The organism is Burkholderia sp. GW821-FHT14F03 (assembly GCF_058803765.1).
Genome location: NZ_JBXAPG010000017.1, coordinates 53,742 through 72,390 on the forward strand (window position 1 = coordinate 53,742; position 18,649 = coordinate 72,390).

17 protein-coding genes are annotated in these 18,649 nt (G+C 67.1%); 8 read left to right on the plus strand and 9 right to left on the minus strand.

Going from position 1 to position 18,649, the window contains the following annotated elements; all coding sequences use genetic code 11:
• Positions 1-208: 208 nt before the first annotated feature.
• On the minus strand, positions 209-1,654 hold the full coding sequence (locus tag AC1RQF_RS13850; protein ID WP_492872264.1) for a hypothetical protein: 1,446 nt from the start codon (positions 1,652-1,654) through the stop codon (positions 209-211).
• Between the two features lie 181 nt (positions 1,655-1,835).
• Here AC1RQF_RS13850 and AC1RQF_RS13855 point away from each other — a divergent pair, with 181 nt between their 5' ends.
• The 6 genes from AC1RQF_RS13855 (at position 1,836) to AC1RQF_RS13880 (ending at position 5,579) form a co-directional block, all read left to right on the plus strand.
• Positions 1,836-2,225 carry a hypothetical protein gene (locus AC1RQF_RS13855; protein WP_492872265.1) on the plus strand — a complete coding sequence of 130 codons (390 nt, stop codon included), beginning with the start codon at positions 1,836-1,838 and terminating at the stop codon, positions 2,223-2,225.
• Between the two features lie 441 nt (positions 2,226-2,666).
• Positions 2,667-2,981, plus strand: coding sequence for a BufA1 family periplasmic bufferin-type metallophore (locus AC1RQF_RS13860; protein WP_273995419.1), 315 nt, complete (start codon positions 2,667-2,669; stop codon positions 2,979-2,981).
• Between the two features lie 57 nt (positions 2,982-3,038).
• Complete coding sequence (gene bufB / locus AC1RQF_RS13865) at positions 3,039-3,935, plus strand: MNIO family bufferin maturase (RefSeq protein WP_273995655.1); 897 nt, start codon at positions 3,039-3,041, stop codon at positions 3,933-3,935.
• Positions 3,925-4,716, plus strand: a complete 792-nt coding sequence (locus tag AC1RQF_RS13870) for an HvfC/BufC N-terminal domain-containing protein (RefSeq protein WP_273995417.1) — start codon at positions 3,925-3,927, stop codon at positions 4,714-4,716. Before bufB ends, AC1RQF_RS13870 begins: the two co-directional genes overlap by 11 nt.
• 5 nt (positions 4,717-4,721) lie before the next feature.
• Complete coding sequence (locus AC1RQF_RS13875; RefSeq protein WP_273995414.1) at positions 4,722-5,231, plus strand: DoxX family protein; 510 nt, start codon at positions 4,722-4,724, stop codon at positions 5,229-5,231.
• Positions 5,232-5,288: 57 nt separating this feature from the next.
• On the plus strand, positions 5,289-5,579 hold the full coding sequence (locus AC1RQF_RS13880; RefSeq protein ID WP_273995413.1) for a hypothetical protein: 291 nt from the start codon (positions 5,289-5,291) through the stop codon (positions 5,577-5,579).
• Positions 5,580-5,865: 286 nt separating this feature from the next.
• Here AC1RQF_RS13880 and AC1RQF_RS13885 read toward each other — a convergent pair whose 3' ends face one another.
• Positions 5,866-6,366 (minus strand): Lrp/AsnC family transcriptional regulator, encoded by a 501-nt coding sequence (locus AC1RQF_RS13885; protein ID WP_492872266.1) that lies wholly within the window; start codon positions 6,364-6,366, stop codon positions 5,866-5,868.
• 198 nt (positions 6,367-6,564) lie between these two features.
• Here AC1RQF_RS13885 and AC1RQF_RS13890 point away from each other — a divergent pair, with 198 nt between their 5' ends.
• Entirely contained in the window at positions 6,565-7,581 is a 1,017-nt protein-coding gene (locus tag AC1RQF_RS13890; protein WP_273995410.1) for a 1-aminocyclopropane-1-carboxylate deaminase, read from the plus strand.
• Between the two features lie 126 nt (positions 7,582-7,707).
• Here the strand turns inward: AC1RQF_RS13890 and AC1RQF_RS13895 are convergent, their stop codons facing one another.
• From AC1RQF_RS13895 to AC1RQF_RS13925, 7 genes are all read right to left on the minus strand, one after another.
• The gene (locus AC1RQF_RS13895) at positions 7,708-8,856 is read right to left on the minus strand and encodes a ferritin-like domain-containing protein (RefSeq protein ID WP_273995409.1); all 1,149 of its coding nucleotides are present in this window, start codon (positions 8,854-8,856) and stop codon (positions 7,708-7,710) included.
• Positions 8,857-8,879: 23 nt separating this feature from the next.
• Positions 8,880-9,809, minus strand: a complete 930-nt coding sequence (locus AC1RQF_RS13900; RefSeq protein ID WP_273995408.1) for a hypothetical protein — start codon at positions 9,807-9,809, stop codon at positions 8,880-8,882.
• 43 nt (positions 9,810-9,852) lie between these two features.
• Positions 9,853-11,490 carry a metallophosphoesterase family protein gene (locus AC1RQF_RS13905; RefSeq protein WP_273995407.1) on the minus strand — a complete coding sequence of 546 codons (1,638 nt, stop codon included), beginning with the start codon at positions 11,488-11,490 and terminating at the stop codon, positions 9,853-9,855.
• On the minus strand, positions 11,487-12,284 hold the full coding sequence (locus AC1RQF_RS13910; RefSeq protein WP_273995406.1) for a hypothetical protein: 798 nt from the start codon (positions 12,282-12,284) through the stop codon (positions 11,487-11,489). The genes AC1RQF_RS13905 and AC1RQF_RS13910 overlap by 4 nt, the downstream gene beginning before the upstream one ends.
• The gene (locus AC1RQF_RS13915) at positions 12,281-13,063 is read right to left on the minus strand and encodes a hypothetical protein (RefSeq protein ID WP_273995405.1); all 783 of its coding nucleotides are present in this window, start codon (positions 13,061-13,063) and stop codon (positions 12,281-12,283) included. The genes AC1RQF_RS13910 and AC1RQF_RS13915 overlap by 4 nt, the downstream gene beginning before the upstream one ends.
• A complete protein-coding gene (locus tag AC1RQF_RS13920) occupies positions 13,060-16,020 on the minus strand; it encodes a phosphorylase family protein (protein WP_492872267.1) in 2,961 nt (986 codons plus the stop codon). The genes AC1RQF_RS13915 and AC1RQF_RS13920 overlap by 4 nt, the downstream gene beginning before the upstream one ends.
• A gap of 79 nt (positions 16,021-16,099) precedes the next feature.
• Complete coding sequence (locus AC1RQF_RS13925; RefSeq protein WP_273995403.1) at positions 16,100-17,155, minus strand: deoxyribonuclease II family protein; 1,056 nt, start codon at positions 17,153-17,155, stop codon at positions 16,100-16,102.
• A 475-nt stretch (positions 17,156-17,630) separates the two neighbouring features.
• On the opposite strand from AC1RQF_RS13925, the gene AC1RQF_RS13930 reads away from it, so the two are divergent.
• Positions 17,631-18,311, plus strand: a complete 681-nt coding sequence (locus AC1RQF_RS13930; protein ID WP_492872268.1) for a helix-turn-helix transcriptional regulator — start codon at positions 17,631-17,633, stop codon at positions 18,309-18,311.
• Positions 18,312-18,649: the final 338 nt, after the last annotated feature.

An 18,649-nucleotide genomic window follows, 5' to 3' on the forward strand; every position in this document is an offset into this window, starting at 1 on the left:
CCCCTTCCTCACATCCCTCCCTCAGGTCCCGGGTTAGGCTATCGCGTTCCCGCCGGATGAAGCAGCCGCGTCCGGCGTGTACAACCGGAACGAACCGGCGACGATGCGTGAAGCGGATCGGCGGAAGGCCGTCGAGGCGGCGGCCGGGCGCCGCCTCGACGCCCGGGATCGGGCGCGCGCCGGTGAACGACTCACGCGCCGCTTGCCCTCACTTGCCGCGGGCCCGCTGATCCTTCACCCACAGAAAGCGCGAGTAGGCGCCGATGTTGCTGATGCCGCCGACCCGGATGCCGCCGTCGCCCATCATCCTGGCGTAGACATCGGGCTGCAGCAGCGCGAGAAACAGATAGCCGCTGCGCAGATAGTTCGTGCCCTTGCTGTTGCCGTCGCCGCTCGTGCCGTTCAACCGGCCCGCGAAGCTGCGATCGCCGAGCCGCAGGACATCCATGACCGTATTGACCATGGGCGCCATCCAGGTGATGTCGACGCCATAGCGGCCGCTCTGGGACAGCCGATAGAACCCGGCGACATCGAGGCTGCCGTGATTGCCGTCTTCACGGGACACGGCCGGCATCGCGTAGCCCCAGTCGAAGGCGGTGCGCCCCTGCTTGTCCGCGTAGCGCGTCAGGCCGTCGCCGATGAACCATTCGAGGTTGGCCTTGACGATCTGGTCGTAACGCTGGACCCGCTTCGGGTCGTCCTTCAGCAGATCGTGCGCCTGCGCCAGCTTGAGGAAACCATAGGCGAACATCATCTGCTGGTTCCACGGCACCGGCTGGCCGGACTTGTAGGGGGAGGCCTTGGCGAACGACATGTGCTTGGCGCTGTCGAGCGTCAGCAGCGATGACAGGATGTGCGCATCGACCGTCTTGTCCGCCTCGGCGACATAGCGCCGGGCGCGCTCCAGGTACGTCGCGCCGAAATGGAACGGGTCGCCGCCCGCGACGGCCTGGCCGTACAGCGCCGGCGTCTTCAGGATCTGCGCGGCGCAGCTGCCCAGGTGCCCCACCGGGTCGCCCTGCTCGCCGCCCGTCTCGATCGGATGACCGTCCGGATCGTTCGGCCACACCGGATCGATGCGGCCCGTCCAGATGACGCGCTGCCCCGCGGGCGCCGGCAGGATGTCGTTGCGCTGCGACAGCAGCGTGTCGCAGAACGACACCATCTTGTCCAGAATTTCCTTGCGCGGCGCAATGTCGTAGACCAGCGACATGGCCTTGAGGTTTTCGCCGCTGGGCCCTTGCGCCCATGCATTGCCGACATTGGTCGGTTGCGGCTGCAACGTTTGTGCAAAATCGACGAACGACTGGATTTCCGCGTTCGTGACCGGCCCGTCCAGGCTTTGCACCAGCATGCCGGGCGCCGCGGCGGCGATCGGCTCCACGTACGCGGGAACGGGCTGTTTGCCTTGGGTGGAAGCGAACGACGCGGTGCAGATCAATCCCGCGCACGACAGAATGGCTAACGGAAAGAGACGTTTCATGGCCGCCTTGGAAGGAATGGGTGTCGCATCATAGCGCAGGGATAGGCGCGGCGGGCACCCGATTCCACGCCCGTTTCGCGATCCCGCGCAACGCGCCCCCATCCGCTTGCGCAAACCCATCCCGGCTGCGCAACCAGCCGCGCTCACCGCGATGGCGATCGCGGGCGGCAATCCGGCGATCGTCATGCCCATGGGCCCGCGCAACGCCGCCAGTTTCCCCAAGAGCGGCGCGGTGATCGCCGTACCGAAGAAGGTCGCGCCCGGCCACTGAATCACGGCGGATGGCGACGCGACGCCGAGCCGTCGCCCATACAACGGCAGGAACGGCCGCAGCACGCCGAGGCTGACCAGCGTGGTGAATGAACCCAATACGCACACGGCGATCCTGAGCGGCCTGCCGTCATACGGCTACGATTGGCGCGCCGACTATTCCGGCACGCCTCTCTTCTGGGCCGATACCGATGCGCTCGTGAAGCAGTCCGGCGCAACGCCGCGCTACGATGGCGCGACCCCCTCGGTGACGTTTCGCTATACGCCCGGCGCCTGCAGCGGCACGCGCATCGTTTTCCGGGCCCGAGGCACCCTCAGGTGGCCGCGATCGCGCCAAGCCTGCCGAATCGCACCGGGAATGGGGCTGCGTCGCTTCGTGACGAAACGCGCAGCCGCGCGCGATGCCCCCGCACAGATCAGAAAAATTACGGATTACTGTTCTTTCATGCGGATACCTATGAAAAATCAGTGATGCCGCGGCGCACACACGCTCACGTCAGATATCACGATAAATTTAATTTTTCGTGAGGAATCCGACACCACCCATCCGCTAGTATTTCCATACGTTCTGAACGGATCGAGTCGACAGGACTTACAGCGCGCTCGATCTGCCAGGCGGTCGACAAGAAATACAACGGGCTTTTGTTTCACTTTATTCCGCCATATTCAAGCGTGAATGATGCGTCGTATGCACGGTCGATCGATGATGCTGATCCGTCGTCGGCACGGACAAGCCTTCGCGGCAGGCGCGGTATGGCGAATTCGTCATTCGAGTGTTTTCCGTAGTAGGCCGCACCGGAGTGGGTTCGATGAAACGGCATACAACAAGGAAGCGTTACTTCGAACCAAGTCCTGATTCATTTCGGCAGCCGCAATTTCCCGGCATGCCTCATCAACTTCATGGAGAAATTCAATGTCTGCAAATAAAACCGTGGTGAGTTCCGCCCTGCTGGCCAGCGCAGTGGCCACCCTGCTTGCGGCGACGGCGCAGGCTGCACCCTTGACCCAGGCGGAAGTCAAGGCGGCCACCGCCGCTCACAAGGAGAAATGCTTCGGCGTTGCCCTGAAAGGACAGAACGATTGCGCGGCAGGTCCGGGCACCACGTGCCAGGGCACGTCGACGATGGATTTCCAGGGCAACTCGTGGAAGTTCGTCCAGGGCGGGACGTGCGCGAGCATCACCGTGCCGGGCGGCGCCCACGGCTCGCTCACGCCGATCAAGTCCTGATCACCGCCTGCGCGGCATACGGGGACGGCGATGAGCGAATTCATCCACTTTGCGGCAATGCGCCCTGACACGCTTCCCCGTCGCCCGGCAACGGACGCCGCGGGATGGATCGGCACCAGTTTCAAGCACGAGCATCTCGCGGCCATCCTGGCTGACCGTACCAACGACAGTTTCTTCGAAGTGCACGCCGAGAATTACATGGGCGCCGGCGGTCCCCCGCATCGCGCCCTGGCCCGCATCCGCGACGCCTACCCGCTTTCGATTCACGGCGTGGGCATGTCGATAGGCGGAAGCGAGCCGCTGGACCAACCGCACCTGGCGCGTTTTCGCGACCTGATTGCGCGCTGCGAGCCGGCGCTCGTCTCCGAGCATCTGGCCTGGTCGACGCATGCCGGCACGTTCTTCAACGACCTGCTCCCGCTGCCGTATACAGCGGAGACGCTCGCGAGAGTATGCCGGCATATCGACGAGGTCCAGGAAGCGATTCGACGTCCGATCCTGCTCGAGAACCCGGCCACCTATGTCGCGTTTTCGTCGTCGACGATGAGCGAGACGGAATTCATCGCATCGGTGGCGCGACGCACCGGCTGCGGATTGCTGCTGGACGTCAACAACGTATTCGTTTCCGCGACGAACCACGGCTATTCCGCCGCGGCCTATCTGGATGCGTTCCCGCTTGGGCGCGTCGGCGAAATTCATCTGGCGGGTCATACCGAGCAAACCGACGATGAAGGCGAACCGTTGCTGATCGATAGCCATGACTGCGCGGTGGCGAGCCCGGTGTGGTCGCTCTATGAAAACGTCATCGCTCGGACGGGCCCGGTCCCGACCCTGGTCGAGTGGGACAGCAAGGTTCCCGCATGGCCGGTATTGCAATCGCAGGCGCTCGCGGCACGCCAGCTCATGCACAAGCATCCCATCCCGACGACTGCAGGTGAACACGATGAGACGTGACAACCGGGCATCCGCGAACGCGACGGGATTTGCGGCGGCTTTCGCACGCGGCCTGATCGACCCTGCCGCCGAGGCGCCGGCGGAGCTGCGCGCCGCAGCGGGGAAGAACGTCGTCAAACGCTACAACGTCTACCGCAACAACGTCATCGTGAGCCTCATCGACACGCTTGCCGCGGTATATCCGGCGGTTCAGCGCATCACGGGCGACACGTTCTTCCGGGCGCTGGCCCGCTTCTACGCTCGCGCGACACCGCCGAGTTCGCCGTTGCTGTTCGAGTATGGGCGCGGCTTTCCGGATTTCATCGACGCCTACGAATACGCGCAGGACATGCCCTGGCTCGCGGATGTCGCGCGCATCGAACGGGCGTGGCTCGACGCATATCACGCGGCCGATCGACCGGTTGTGCCGCCTCGGGCATTCGAAGCCATCGCGCCCGAACGCCTGGCTGACGTCTGCTTCGTCGCGCACCCCGCGACCCGCATCATTCGGTCCGCCTACCCGGCCGTCGCCATCTTCACGATGAACCGCCGGAGCGGGCCGGTCGAGCCGCTGTGTTCGAGCGACAGGGAAGACGCGCTCGTCACCCGACCGGACCAGGACGTCTCGGTGTTCCGCCTGCCGGCCGGCGGCGCCGCTTTTCTGAGCGCCCTGATCGCAGGCGAATCGCTGGGCGCCGCCGTGGCCGCGGCGCTCGACGAAACGCCCTGTTTCGATCTCGCGGCCAACCTGACGGACATGATTTCATCCGGCGTATTTACCGCCATTCAACCTGGAGACTGAGCGTGATGTCCAACCAACCGGAAACGAAGCCCGCCTTGGCCGTTCGTCTTGCCGTGACGATCGGAAAATCCAGCGATTGGATCGGGCAGCTTGCGCGGCCGTGGCTGACACAGCTTGTACTGCGCCTTGCCTTGTCCGTGCCGTTCTGGAAGTCCGGCATCCTCAAGTGGCATGGCTTTCTTCAATTGAACGACACGGCGATCGCCCTCTTCACCGATGAATTTCAGCTGCATCTTCCAGGCGGCCCCTATCCGTTTCCGGCGCCGGCCGTCGTGGCCTTCCTGTCGGCCTGCGGCGAGGTCGGCTTTCCCGTCCTGTTGATGCTCGGCTTCGGTACCCGGTTTGCGGCCGCGGGCCTGTTTCTGATGACATGCGTCATCGAGCTGACCATTCCGGACGGCTGGCCGATTCACATTACCTGGGCAGCGATGGCGCTGGCCATCGTGGCATGGGGACCGGGCGCGATCTCGATCGATCACGTGCTGGCGCGCGCAACCCCTGAGTCGCGACGCTGACGTGAGCGGGCGTGATGGTGTGGTGAGTAGGTCGCAGTTCCAACAATCGGAGGCAATATGAACACAGTCAAAGGTTTGGTGTCGGCCGGCATGGTGGCGTTGTGCATGGTGACGGGCGTGGCCCACGCGGACGGAGGAATCGGGCGCGGAGGCATGTACGGGCCCGACTGGGGCATGATGATGGAAAAGCTGACGCCTGATCAGCGGGCCCAGGCAATCACGATCCAGCAAAAAATGATGCAGATGAAAATGGACCACGAAGACGCGATGGCCAAAATGGAAATGGACTACAACCATGAAATGATGCGGATGCAGAATCAATTGCTTGAGCTGTACAAGGGCCATTGACGCTGCATCGGCCTGAAACGTCGCCCCGGCATCGGGCGATTTCCGTCCACACGGCACGGCCTCAACGACCAGCGATGACCGCTGGCCGCTTGAGGCCCCGGCTCCGCCGCAGTCGGCGTAGGGACGCCGCGCCGCTGCGCGACCGATGCACTTTGCCTCATCGCCCCCTACCGCACCGCATCGCCTTGACGACCATCGATCCCGCAGCCGCGCGATCAAGCGGAAATCGTCGCGATGCGCATGCTTCCATGCACACACGCGGACGTTGCAACGATGCCGTCTTGCGCTATACCGGCAGCGCATGCGTCGACAGGATCTCCTTGAGCACCATGAACGACCGCACCTGCCGCACGCCGGGCAGGTAGAGGAGCTGCTCCGCGTGCAGCCGGTTGAAGCTCGCGTTGTCGCGCGTGCGCACCAGCATGAAATAGTCGAACTCGCCGGTCACGACGTGGCATTCGACGCATCCCGACACTTTCTGCGCGGCCTTCTCGAATGCGGCGAACGCTTCCGGCGTCGAGCGATCGAGCACGAAGCCGATCACGACGAGCATGCCGGCGCCGAGCGGCTTCGGGTCGAGCAGCGCGACGATCCCGCGGATCATGCCCATCTCCTTGAGCCGCTCGACGCGCCGCAGGCACGCCGGCGCGCTCAGCTTCACCTTGGCGGCCAGGCTCACGTTCGAGATCGACGCGTCCGCCTGGAGCTGCTTGAGGATCGCGCGATCGATGCGATCGAGCCCAGGTACGGCTCCGGGCGCCGCCCTCGTCCTTCCGCCTAATTTCATTAGGTTCTCCTCCCGTGAGGTGAATGCATATTGCGTCATTGGTCATATCGACGTTCATCAACGTAGGCCGACGATATTCATTTCGCAAGCTCATTTCGCGCTCGCACGCCTATCATTTTTGCATCGGGAGACGGCGCGCCAGCGCCTTCCGAACCCACCGCTTTCCGTGCTCAGCCCGCCTTTCCGGAGACCGATTCGATGAACCTGCACCGCTTCCCCCGTTACCCGCTGACGTTCGGACCGACGCCGATCCAGCCGCTCAAGCGCCTGAGCGCGCACCTCGGCGGCAAGGTCGAGCTGTACGCGAAGCGCGAAGACTGCAACAGCGGCCTCGCGTTCGGCGGCAACAAGACCCGCAAGCTCGAATACCTGATCCCCGACGCGCTCGCACAGGGCGCGGACACGCTCGTCTCGATCGGCGGCGTCCAGTCGAACCAGACGCGGCAGGTCGCGGCCGTCGCCGCGCATCTCGGGATGAAATGCGTGCTCGTGCAGGAGCACTGGGTCAACTACGACGATCCCGTGTACGACCGGGTCGGCAACATCCAGCTGTCGCGCATGATGGGCGCCGACGTGCGGCTCGCGCCGGACGGCTTCGACATCGGTATCCGCCGCAGCTGGGAAGAAGCGATGGACAGCGTGCGGCGGGCGGGCGGCAAGCCGTATCCGGTGCCGGCCGGCTGCTCCGAGCATCCGCTCGGCGGCCTGGGCTTCGTCGGCTTCGCCGAGGAAGTCCGCCGGCAGGAAGCCGAACTCGGCTTCAGGTTCGACTACGTCGTCGTCTGCTCGGTGACGGGCAGCACGCAGGCGGGGATGGTCGTCGGCTTCGCGGCCGACGGGCGCGCGAACCGCGTGATCGGGATCGACGCATCGGCGACGCCGGAGAAAACCCATGCGCAGATCACGCGCATCGCGCAGCATACGGCTGACCTCGTGGAACTCGGCCGCCGGATCGACGCGCAGGACGTCGTGCTCGATACGCGCTATGCCGGCCCCGAATACGGCTTGCCGAACGACGGCACGCTGGAGGCGATCCGGCTGTGCGCGCGACTCGAAGGCGTGCTGACCGATCCCGTGTATGAAGGGAAATCGATGCACGGGATGATCGACAAGGTGCGGCGCGGGGAATTCGAGGCGGGCGCGAAGGTGCTGTATGCCCACCTGGGCGGGGTGCCCGCGCTGAGCGCCTACGCGGCGATTTTCCGCGACGGGTGACGCGCGCCCGATTGCGATCCGGCGCGCGCGGATCGTCAGACGCAGGCGGGCGGCGCGACGGCGCCCGTCATCCTCGGCACGGTCTGCCCGCCCGGAGATCCTCCGCCGCCCCGGGCCGGCGTGGCCCTAAGCCGGCGCATTCACGTTGCGGAAGCGCGGGCCGTAGAACACCGGCTTCGACAGATCGGTATAGGTTCGCAGGAACGCGATCTCGTCCGGATACAGCGTGTCCAGCCGCGCCAGCGCCGCCGCCGGCACCGGATGGCGCAGGATGTTGAAGCACGACAGCACCCGCAGATCCACCATCCCGTGCACCGCCGCGCCGAGCGATTTCCACGAGCCGCCCGCGGGGCCGTTCCACACGACGTCGAGCGTGGCGAGTATCGTCGAGAATCCCGTATCGAACGCCTCGAGATCGGCGCTCACCGCGGCCTGGTTCGGATCGAGCGCGAGCAGCGCCGCGTAGCCGTCGCGCGGCACCGCGAGTGTGTTGACGACCACCGGCGCAGCGAGCGGGGCGCCGGCGAAGAAGCGCGGCTCGGTGTGCCGGTCGAACGGCACCGGCGGCACCGGCGCCTGATAGCACGCGCCGTAGTACAACTCGGCGAAGCGCGCGTAGTGCGACTTTTCTCCTTCGAACACACCGGGCGTCAGCACGTCGCCCCTGCCCGCTCCTTCGCCCTGCTGAAGGATCTCGTCGATGCCCGCATGAAACGCCTCGACGGGATCGGCGTCGGGCGAGTACGTCACCGTCGCGAAGCCGATATCGTCGCCCACCTGGTTGGAGGTCCCGCCCGCCTTCACGGCGGCCCGCACCGCGTCGGCATTGCGACCGACCGCGTCGCGGATGCCCGCGTAGAACGCCGCGATCGTCGGGTAGGTCTCGGCGCGCCCGAGTTGCTTGAGCAGGAACGCGGGCATCTCGATCCGCATGAAATTCTGCAGCTGCGGCTTCGCGTATCGCGCGAGGCCGACCGTGAGATCGGGTTCCGCGCCGCCCGGCAGGCCCTGCACCGGATAGTCGATGCGGATGCCGCGAAACTGCGGCGTGCCACCCAGCGCCGCGAGCAGGTTGGACACGATGGCCATGTGCACCATCTCCTCCATCACGACGCTGCGGATCGCGTTGTACGCGGAATAGTTCTGCACTTCGAGCGAGAACATCGCGGACAGATAGAGCGGCAAGGTCGAGTATTCGAGTTCGATGGCGCTCTGCAGCGCGGCCTTGATCCAGGCCAGGTCGCGATCGGCCGGCGATACGGTGCTCGGGTTCATGGCGGGTCTCCTGTCGGTCGGCGTCAATAGAACAGTGCGTAGGCGGTGTCGTCGAGCCGGTACGGCACGACGCGGGCCGCCCCCGCCGGCGTCGCGGCCGAGCCTGCCCGGGTCCAGCCGAGGCAGTCCGCGTGGATCCTATAGACGGCCGTCGTGCCGTCCTGCGCGATGTAGGTGATCAGATACGGCTCGCCGTGCGCCCACGGCACGCACGCGGCGCTGCTGATGCGCAGCGCGTCGGGCAGCTGATCCTGCAGATAGCTGCCGACCTCGACGGTGCCGAGCGCGGGATTGTCCTGGATGTGGTCGATGTTGACGTTGAGCTTGGCCGTGTTGATCTTGAAGAAGAAGTTGGCGCCGCCGAGCTGGAACAACGAGAACTGCGTCCAGCCTTTCGCCCACTGGTGATACCAGACGTTGAGCGCGAGCAGCGGCGGCACGCCGTCCTTCGAGACCGGCGTCACGGCGACGCTGAAGTTGGCGACCTGTCCGGTGTCCGCGTCGTAGCCGAGCAGGTATTGCTGGCCGAGCGACGTATACGGCGCGACGTTGGTGAAGTGGTGCGTGGGCGTGTTGCGCGGCAGCGCGAACGTATACGGCGGCGAGGTCGCGAGGCCGTCCTTGACCGTGAAGAAGCCGAACGTGCCGGTGTCCGCTCGGTATGTGAGCAGGTAGGGGACGTTGCCCAGCACGAAGGTGTCCAGGCTGTCCCACGGGCCGCCCGACAGATCGAGCGCCGCATCGACGGCGCTCACCCACGGCGCGCGCCCGGTCAAGGCGTACGCGTCGGTCTTCTGCGTCGCCTTGTCGTAGGCGATCAGATGGCTCCGCCCGCCGGTCCGCAGCACCGTGAAGCCGCTGTAGCCGGCGGGCAGCTGCGCGCCGTTCCACACCTGTTCCAGCGCCACCTGGTCCGATCCCTTGACGGGACTGATCGAATAGATGCTGCTCATATGCATGCGCTCCTCTGGCAATGACCGATCGCGCCGCGTCGGCTCAGGCGATCGATTCGACGTAAATCGGCAGGGGCGCGGGGTCCGCGCCTTCGATCTGGAAATAGCTGAGCCGGGCGGGCTGTCCCGCGCCCGCCAGCTCGAGCAGCTGGAAGCCACGGTTGTACCAGCCGTCCGTCAGGCCGAGCGTCAGGTCCGGCCGTTGCAGCGGCACCGGGAATTTCTGCGCGTAGGGCGCCTCGCCCGCCTGGACGGGGATCGCGCTGTGGCCCGCGCAGCGCCCCTTGGGCAGCGCCTTGAAGATCTGCGCGGCCTCGCCCTCGGCGTCGCCCTCGCCCGTCGGCCAGTCGGCCGGCCGATAGCCGTCCGCGAAAATACCGAGATTGTGCTCGTGGCCCCAGAGCCACGCGGCCACCCGGTCGCCGAACATCGCGCCGAACTGCCGCCACAGCGCGGTGTCCACCCACGCGCGGTTGAAGTCGGCCGGGTCCGGCGCGCTCGATCCCGCCAACGGCCGCTGCGCGATGCCGCATACGTCGAGCGCCGAATACAGCTGGTGATGCGACAGCAGGATCGAACGGCCGGGGAAGCGCGTGAGCTTGTCGAGATGCCAGGCGACCTCGTCGGGGCGCACGAACACCTGATCGTCCGGCGCGGTGGTGTCGCGGCGCGGCAGGTCGGCGCGCGACGCGCGGCGGAAGTACGGATTGACGTCGGTGGGCCAGTGCGGGCTCGCCGCCGCGCCCGCCGTCTCGACCGGGCCGATGTGCAGCCGATCGAGCGTCGCCTGCTGCGCCGAGGCCGCGACGTTCATGTAGTGCCCGTGATAGCCGGTGTCGAGGCCGAGAAACTGCCAGCCGTCGTCGGCGCTGCGCAGGCAGAAATAGCTCGCGGCCTGCCGCTGCGCGGGCTGGTCGATCAGCGCGCCGGAATCGAGCGCCTGCAGGTACGCGACCGCGCCCGTGAAATACTCGTGATTGCCCGGCACCGTGAAGAACGGCACGCGCCGCCGCGCGCCGCGCAGCACCGCGCGCACCAGACCGACCAGCCGATGCTCGGTCTCGAAATGGGTGCCGGAGAAATAGACGTCGCCGAGATGCAGGATCGCGTCGGGCTCGAACTTCAGCGCGGCGACCAGCACCGCGGCGGCGACGTCCGTGCCGGTGCCGATGTCGCCGACGATCGCGATCCGCGCGCGCGACGGCAGCCGCCACTCGATCACGCCGTAGCCCAGGTCGCCGTTGCCGGGGCCGGGCGCCTGCCACGACCGGTACTGCGGCTCGCCGCCCTTGTGGAACGGGTACTGCCAGTAATACTTGTAGTACTGCACATACATCTGCTGCCACAGCGGATTGCCGAACTTGTACTGCTGCGTCTGCTGTTCCAGGTCGCGCTCGAGGTCGGCCGCGCCGGCGATGCGCGCATGCGCGCGCCGGTGATGCAGGTACGACAGATAGGCCTGCACCGCCGCTTCGTCGTCGCTGTCCGCCGCCGGCGCATCGAGCGGCAGGTTGTCGTGCATCGCGCGACAGTAGCGGTCGGTGGCGTCGACGAGCGGATGCCCGCAGTCGATCGCGGCGGCGGGATCGCGCGCCGCATCCAGCGAGCGCGCCAGCACCTCGGCCACGCACGACTTCCACAGCGCGAGATGCGGCGCCTCGAAATGTTCGATCGGCTTCATCGCGCCTCCGGTTCGCGCGGCGCGGCGCGCGAGGCGCGCGGGCGCGGAAACTGCAGGTTCAGGCAGCTGTCCTGCGTCAGGTCGAGTCCCGGCCAGTCGTCCCACAGCCCCGCCGGCAGCGCGAGCGGCCGCGCGGCCGCGCGCAGCACCGGCGTCGTCAGCGCGGCAAGCCCGTCGAGGGCCGCGCCGGGCTGCGCCTGCGCGCTCGGGCTGTGCGCCCACGCGACCGCGTAGTCGTTGCCGCAGCACACGAGCGCGCCGTCGATGCCTTCGGGCGGCTGCGCGCGCAGCGCCGACGCCCACGCAAAGGCCGCCGTCAGGAAGTCGGCCGCGCTCAGATCCACGCGGCGCGCGCCCACCACGTGCCCGACGCTGCCGATCATCCAGTCGGCCGGCCGCTCAAGCAGGAAGTACGGCTGTTCGGCCTGCAGCGCGCCGCCCAAGGCGACCGGCACTTCCGGCAGTTTGCTGCGCGCCATGTCGTACACGTCGCCGTGCAGGTTCTGGTAGATCCGCACCGCGATCGCCTTCTCCGCGCGATCGTGCGACTGCGGCGTCGCCCAGAACATCAGCGCGGTCTGGTCGGGCACGGCGGGCGGCTTGCCGTCCTGCGGCACCATCGCGGGCAGGTAGGCGCGCAGGCCGACGGGCGGTTGCAGCAACGCGCAGGCGGGCACGAACACGCTGCCGAGAAACTGCGCGAACTGCGCGTAGCCGAGCGCGGGAGACCGGAAGCCGCGCCACACGTACACCGCGTCGGGCGCGACGGGGAAGGATTCCCGGGGCGTGTTCATCCGCGTGCTTCCCGTTCGAACTGAAGGTTGAAGCTGCTGCCCGCGCGCACGTCCATGCCCGCCCATTCGTCCCACAGCCCGATCGGCAGGAAGGTCGGCGCCGGCGCGAACGCGGCGTTCCAGCCGCTCAGCAGCGGCTGCAGCAGCGGCACGCCAGTGGCGCCCTGCGCGGCGCCCACCGCGACCGGCCCCAGCTCCCAGTACACGAGGTAGTCGTCGCCCGCGCACGCGATCGCGCCGTCGAGCGGGACACCGTTGCGGATCTCGGTCAGCGCCTTCGCGACCGACGCGCGGAACGACGCGGGATCGACGGCGGCCGGACGCGCCGCCACCACATGCCGGACCGCGCCGTGCATCCAGTCGGCCGGCTGGTCGAACAGATACACCGGTTGATCGGCCGTGAGCGAACCGGCGAACCGGACCGGGAAATCGGCGCGGCTCTGGTTGTCCTGCGTCAGATACACGCCGCCGTGCGTCAGCGTGTAGGTGCGCACCGCGAGCCGGGTGAAGCCGTTCCAGTACGTCGACTGCGACGCCCAGAACAGGATCGCCGTCTCGTCGGGCACCGCATCGGGCTTGCCCGGCAGCCCGGCCGGCACCGTCGGCGCGTACGCGCACAGGCCCGCGTCGATCTGCATCTTCACGGTGGCTGGCACGAACACCGTGCCGAGCTTGTTCATGAACTGGTCGAGCGCCAGCGCCGGCAGCCGGAAGCCGCGCCATACCCGCACCGCGTCGGGCGCGACGGCCCGCGGGGCGGCAAGATCCTGTCCGTTCATTGCGCTTCTCCCGATTCCGCAACGGTGGCCGGCCCGTCCGGGCGCAGCGCGGCGGCGGCGAACGGCACCGCCGGCCTGCCGGTCTTGACGATCGACTCGGCGACTTTCGCGAGCCAGCCGGCCGGCGGCGGCGTCTCGCTGGTCTTGCCGTAGCGGCATTCGCCGAGGAACTGCCAGTGCCGGTTCACGCAGAACTGACACGACCCCTGCGTGCGGCCCAGATAGCCGCCCGTCGCGGTGTCCTGCCAGGCGAGCTGACCGTGCGCGTACATATCCGCCAGCACCGACGCCATCAGCGCGTGCGGTTCGACATAGCCAGGCGCGAGCGCGCGGTAGGCGTCCGGGTACTGATGCGCGAGCCAGGCGCGCGCCGCGGCCGCCGCATCGGTGTCGGCCGGCAGCTGGATCGCGGTGTAGTCATTCGGGTAGTGGGGATCGGGCGGCACGACCGTGAAGCCGTTGGCCGGCACGAGCGCGGCGACGCAGGCCGGCTGCGCCTGCGCGAACGCCGCCCAGTCGGTCGGACTCAGCCGGTACTGCGCCAGAAAGTCGCTGTTGTACGAGAAGTGCGGCGTGATGACGAGCCGCGTGCGGTTCTGGTAGCGCTGGCCGTCGATCGTCGCGTCGATGTCGAGATAGGCCGGATGCGCCGGATCGGTGGTTTCGCGCAGCAGCGTGAAATCCTTGTCGGCCGGATGCGTCGAGATCGGCGGATCGCGCTTCACGTGCGCGCCGAACGCCGAATAGAACATGTTCCAGCTCGACTGGCTGACCACGTACAGCACCGCCGGCCGCGTCTGCACGATCTGCTTGATCGCCCACGCGTTGCGGCTCACGCAGTTGTCGACGATGGTCGCGATGCTCGCGGGGCTGCCGCCGAGAAAGCCCGCGTTCCAGTGCGGCGACGCGCACGCGACCATGTCCAGCTGGCAGACGTCCTCGCCGACGCGCAGCGACGCGCCCGGATGCCCCGCATGCCGCAGCACGCCCTCGAACTGGTCGAGCACCGGGACGAACTGCATGTAGTAGCCCTGCGGCTGCTGCAACACGTCGACCTGGATGCCCTCGGGCACCGAGACCTGCGCGACGAGCACGTCGCCTTTCTCGAAGCGGTTGCGCGGCGGGTACGGATCGAACAGCAGGACATACGGAAACGCGCCCTGCCTGCCCGGCACGGCGACCACCGTATCGACGGCGTCGCCGTCGTAGCGCACCGTGATGGTCCAGGCCGCGCTCGCGTCCGGGCGAAGCGCCGCCGTCACCACGCCGCCGCGCGGCGCGACGACCTGCCCTTCGGGGAGCAGGAAGCGCCGCACGAAGTCGAGATCCAGCTTCTCCTGGTAGACGGTCCGGTAGCGGTAGTACCACGCGTACTTCGCCCACGCGCTGGTGTCGTCGTCGGACGAGAAATCCGGATAGCACCATGCCGCGCCCGTCTGGCCCGGCAGGAACGCGGTCAGGTTCGGATTGATGCCGATCGTCATGATCGGCGCCTTGCGGCAGCCGTCGATCACCTCGCCGTTCGGGAACGCGGGCGGCCGCGTGCGGCCCTGCACCCAGCGCGACGCCCCGCCGTAGCCGCCGCTCGCCGCGTACGGCTGCTCGACGTCGAAATCGAACGCCGTATAGGGGCCGTAGGTGCGCTGCTTCAGATCCTCGGGCCAGAAGAACGAGCAGGTGCCGCATGCGCGCACCTGGAACGCCAGCTGGACTTCAAGCGGATCCTGCGCGTGCGCATCGTGAGACGCCGCGTGCCGCGCGGGACTGCGGCTCGGGTTGTAGACCGCCGAGCCTTCGCCCGCGATCGTCGCCCACGCGGCCAGCGCGCCGTTGTAGCTGGTATGCGTGCCGAACGTCGTGTAGATCAGCCCCGACCAGTCGGCGCGGGTGGCGTCGGCGATCGGCGCGCCGTGCCGGGTGCGGTTCGGAACGACCGGGTCCGAGATGTTGCGCACGCACGCAAAGCGCACGCCGAGCCGGTTCGCCTCCTGCGCGATGATCGCGTCGTCCATCTCCAGGCACGCGTACGCATCCGCGCGGCGGCCCTCCGCGATGTAGTAGAAATCCGTCGTGAGGAGCGGCGTGTCCTTGAGCGGCCGGATCGCCGGCGCGCCCAGGCACTCCGGCCGCAGCGCGTCGTTGAGCAGATCCGCGAGCGTCAGCTCGCTCAATCCCGGATCGTTCGGATGCTGCGCCTTCAACTGGTCGAACAGGCGCTGCAGCGACTGCTGCGTCACGACCTCGTTCATCCGGAACAGCAGCTCGCGCTCCACGGCGCCGACCAGCGCCGTCGACGGATACCAGGTCGGGCAGCGCGCCATGTTGCCGTCGTCGGGGCTCGTCGTGTTCTGGGGCCGCTGCAGTTCGAGCAGCGTCGCGTTCGCGACGACCGTATCGCCGAGCCGCTGATCGGCGCGCGCCCCGCCCGCCGTGCCGATCGTATAGAGGCGGTCCGGCCGCGCATCCTCGACGATGCAGCGGACCATCGCCGCGAGGCCGTCCAGCCAGGGCGCATGCGCGAGATGCGCATTCGACTTGAACAGCAGCACGTTCCAGGGTCGGCCCGACCGGTCGACGATCCGCACCATCTGGAACAGCCCCCACAGCGCGCCCGACTGCGCGTCGGCCGCATACCCGGACGCGCCCCGGCAGTACGGCAGCCAGCCGTCGCGCCAGCCGTACTGCGAGGCGTCGCCTACCGTGTCGCTGTTCACGAACACGTGATCGAGCGCGAACCACTCGGCGCTCGTCCAGGTGATGATCACGATGTCGGCGCGCGGCAGCGGATCGTACGGCGTGCGCGCGCCCGACGCGATGCGCGCCGGCGCCTGCTGGCCGATCCTGCGCCAGTCGATGGGCGGCAGGCTCGGGCTCGCGCGCGGCACGACCTCGGGCACGACGTCGGTGTGGCGGGTCAGGATCGACGCGGGCGTGTCCGGCACGGGATTCGCATTCATGGCGAGGCTCCGGGAAGAAGAGGACAGCGGGTTGGGCGGCGCGGCAGGAGCGGCGGGGCGGCACGCGCGACGGGCGCTGCTAGGCCGCCGGCGCGGCGTGCGTCGCCTGGATCATCGCGAGCGCCTGCGCGCGGGTTCTGCCCGGCGGCGGAATGATCAGGTCCGTCTGCGACAGCGCCGTCCACAGCACCGGGTCCTGGAGCGCGATCGTGCCGCCGCCGCGCTTCTCCTGCGACACCATCCGGTTGATGTCGCCGACACACACCCAGTTGCCGGTCGTGGTGATGCCCCACTTCGCATGATCCTGGGTTTCCGGCCAGGCCCACGGCGCGCCGAGCTTGCGCAGATCGATGTACTTGATGTCGAAGGTCTTGTGCACGCCGTCGCTGTCGAGGATCGGCGGGATCTTGCCGCGGATCCAGGTTTCGACGTTCATGGTGGCGTCCAACGTGGGGCCGACGAGAGCGTTCCAGAAATCCTTGCCCCAATTGCGGTTCTTCGCGATCACCGTGAACGGCACGCCGCCGCGCGTACTGAGCGGCACCACGCTCGAATCGCCGGGCGTCGATACGCTGAGCGGCTGCGTGAGCACGTACAGCGGATGATCGGCCGGCAGGTTCGCGGTGCGCGGCAGGTACACCTGCGGCTGCTGGTTCAGCGCCATCTGCGCCGCCAGCTTGCCCGCCGTCGCGAGATCGAGGCTCAGGCACATGAAGGTCTGGCCGTAGATCGGCGTCGGCACGCCGGGTTCGGACGGGCTCGCGTACTTCGGCCACGAATGGAGCAGCCAGAAGGCGGAATCCGATGCGGTGTCGAAGGCGATGATGCCCTTCGTGTGGCCGAGCGTGTCGTTGTTGCTGCGATCCGCGCTGGACGGCATCTCGTCGTTGTAGAGCACCCAGCCGAACGTGCCGGCCGGATTGCCGAACACCGCGTCGAGCGTGTAGAACAGCGCGCCCTGCTTGTCGTTCATCAGGTTCGGCGATTTCGCGAGCGCGCCGACCGTACGGTCGTAATACGCGTACTCGTAGCCGGTGGCGCCCGCGCTGTCCGCGCTGCCCACGAGCTTCGGCACCTTGTAGGCAAACCACAGATCGACCGGCTGATTCTGTTCGTCGCGCGCTGAAATGCTCATGGTGTTCCCCGTTGCATCATGACGCCGCCGATGCGGCAATCGGCGTCCGGTACGACGGCGCGCCGCTCTTTCCAGTATTCCGGGCGCGCGCGATCGTCGCGCGGGGCCGGTGCGCGACGCCAGGTCCGGCATGCTCGGACACACAGCCGCCCCGCGCATGCCGGCCTACGCCGTTGCGTTCATTCGCTCGTCGCCCTATGCATGGGATTGCGCTTCGTCGAATACCGTCTCCAATCTATTTTTAATGGCTTTTTCATTGCATAATGATCATTTTCAGGCAATGAAATCACGTATTGCGGGATCGCTTCGCTCTTGTCGAATCAGCATAGGACACGCTAATAAAAAGGGTAAGAATTTCATTCTCCGCACCGCAACGCGTGCTAAGTAGTTGACTATGTAATTTAATATCACGCTCAATTTTCCGTATTTTTCTTTCAATATTTTTACGGTTTTTGAGTGAGAATATATATTTGAAATGTCGCTGTATCCGCCACGCGATTCATCTCATCGGCCAGGGCGGCGCGGCCGCCGTTGGCCACCGAGGCGCTCGACCCAGCCTTGCCCGCCCTGGCGGCATGCGTCGCTTTCCCCCAAAGGCGGCCGGCACGCCGCAGACAAGCCCCCGGTCGTGATCGTGAACGGCCGTTCGGAACCGGCAACGGTGCTGCGCTGGGCGCTGCAGCGGCTCGCGCAGGAATTCGGCGCGACCTCGATCGGCGCTCCCCTGATGGTTCGTCATCTCGTGCACATGATGCTGGTGCAAATCCTGCGGCTCCACGCGGACGCTCACGCGCACAGCGAGGCCACCTGGCTCGCGGCGTTCACCGACCCGCGCATCGCGACGGCGCTCGCGGCGATCCACGACGAACCCGCGCGGCGCTGGACCGTCGCCGATCTCGCGGCATGCTGCCATCTCTCGCGCTCGACGCTTGCGGCCCGCTTCAAGCAACAGATGAGTTTCGGCCCGCTGGAATACGTGCTGCGCTGGCGCATGCAGCTCGCGATACGGATGTTGCGCCGTTCGGATGCGTCCGTGTCCGTGGTCGCGCAATCGCCGGGCTACGATTCCGACAACGCATTCAGCCACGCTTTCAAACGAATCGTAGGCGGTTCGCCCCGGGATTTCCGATCCGGCGCGAGGGGGCAAGCGGGTTGAATCGCGTATTTCGCGGTTGCCGATCCGTCCTCGATCGCACCGCCACATCGCAAGCGCGAGGATTGGCCGGCATTCGTAAAATCCGCCCGATCTCCAGCTAACGCATTGAATGAAGCGCCTTGTCTCGAACGGCGATGCATCAAAATCCACGCCAACGACAAGCGTGAGCATCACCAGGGACGGGGAACCCGGCCCGACGGGATCGAGATGAAATATACCGGAACAGTTCGCACAGGCGCTGGAACGCGCGCGGCCTTTCCACTCGCACGACAGCACGGAGTTCGCGGATGACGAGGCAACTGGCGCGTCGAGCACGGATACGCTTGCCAGCCTGATCA

What these genes read in the sequence shown, in the direction of transcription:
- AC1RQF_RS13900 (WP_273995408.1), bottom strand. Translation starts at nt 9,809, where the DNA reads ATGAGCAGCATCTATTCGATCAGTCCCGTCAAGGGATCGGACCAGGTG.
- AC1RQF_RS13930 (WP_492872268.1), top strand. Translation starts at nt 17,631, where the DNA reads ATGTCGCTGTATCCGCCACGCGATTCATCTCATCGGCCAGGGCGGCGC.
- AC1RQF_RS13910 (WP_273995406.1), bottom strand. Translation starts at nt 12,284, where the DNA reads ATGAACACGCCCCGGGAATCCTTCCCCGTCGCGCCCGACGCGGTGTAC.
- bufB (WP_273995655.1), top strand. Translation starts at nt 3,039, where the DNA reads ATGCGCCCTGACACGCTTCCCCGTCGCCCGGCAACGGACGCCGCGGGA.
- AC1RQF_RS13915 (WP_273995405.1), bottom strand. Translation starts at nt 13,063, where the DNA reads ATGAACGGACAGGATCTTGCCGCCCCGCGGGCCGTCGCGCCCGACGCG.
- AC1RQF_RS13905 (WP_273995407.1), bottom strand. Translation starts at nt 11,490, where the DNA reads ATGAAGCCGATCGAACATTTCGAGGCGCCGCATCTCGCGCTGTGGAAG.
- AC1RQF_RS13860 (WP_273995419.1), top strand. Translation starts at nt 2,667, where the DNA reads ATGTCTGCAAATAAAACCGTGGTGAGTTCCGCCCTGCTGGCCAGCGCA.
- AC1RQF_RS13870 (WP_273995417.1), top strand. Translation starts at nt 3,925, where the DNA reads ATGAGACGTGACAACCGGGCATCCGCGAACGCGACGGGATTTGCGGCG.
- AC1RQF_RS13880 (WP_273995413.1), top strand. Translation starts at nt 5,289, where the DNA reads ATGAACACAGTCAAAGGTTTGGTGTCGGCCGGCATGGTGGCGTTGTGC.
- AC1RQF_RS13890 (WP_273995410.1), top strand. Translation starts at nt 6,565, where the DNA reads ATGAACCTGCACCGCTTCCCCCGTTACCCGCTGACGTTCGGACCGACG.
- AC1RQF_RS13895 (WP_273995409.1), bottom strand. Translation starts at nt 8,856, where the DNA reads ATGAACCCGAGCACCGTATCGCCGGCCGATCGCGACCTGGCCTGGATC.
- AC1RQF_RS13885 (WP_492872266.1), bottom strand. Translation starts at nt 6,366, where the DNA reads ATGAAATTAGGCGGAAGGACGAGGGCGGCGCCCGGAGCCGTACCTGGG.
- AC1RQF_RS13925 (WP_273995403.1), bottom strand. Translation starts at nt 17,155, where the DNA reads ATGAGCATTTCAGCGCGCGACGAACAGAATCAGCCGGTCGATCTGTGG.
- AC1RQF_RS13875 (WP_273995414.1), top strand. Translation starts at nt 4,722, where the DNA reads ATGTCCAACCAACCGGAAACGAAGCCCGCCTTGGCCGTTCGTCTTGCC.
- AC1RQF_RS13920 (WP_492872267.1), bottom strand. Translation starts at nt 16,020, where the DNA reads ATGAATGCGAATCCCGTGCCGGACACGCCCGCGTCGATCCTGACCCGC.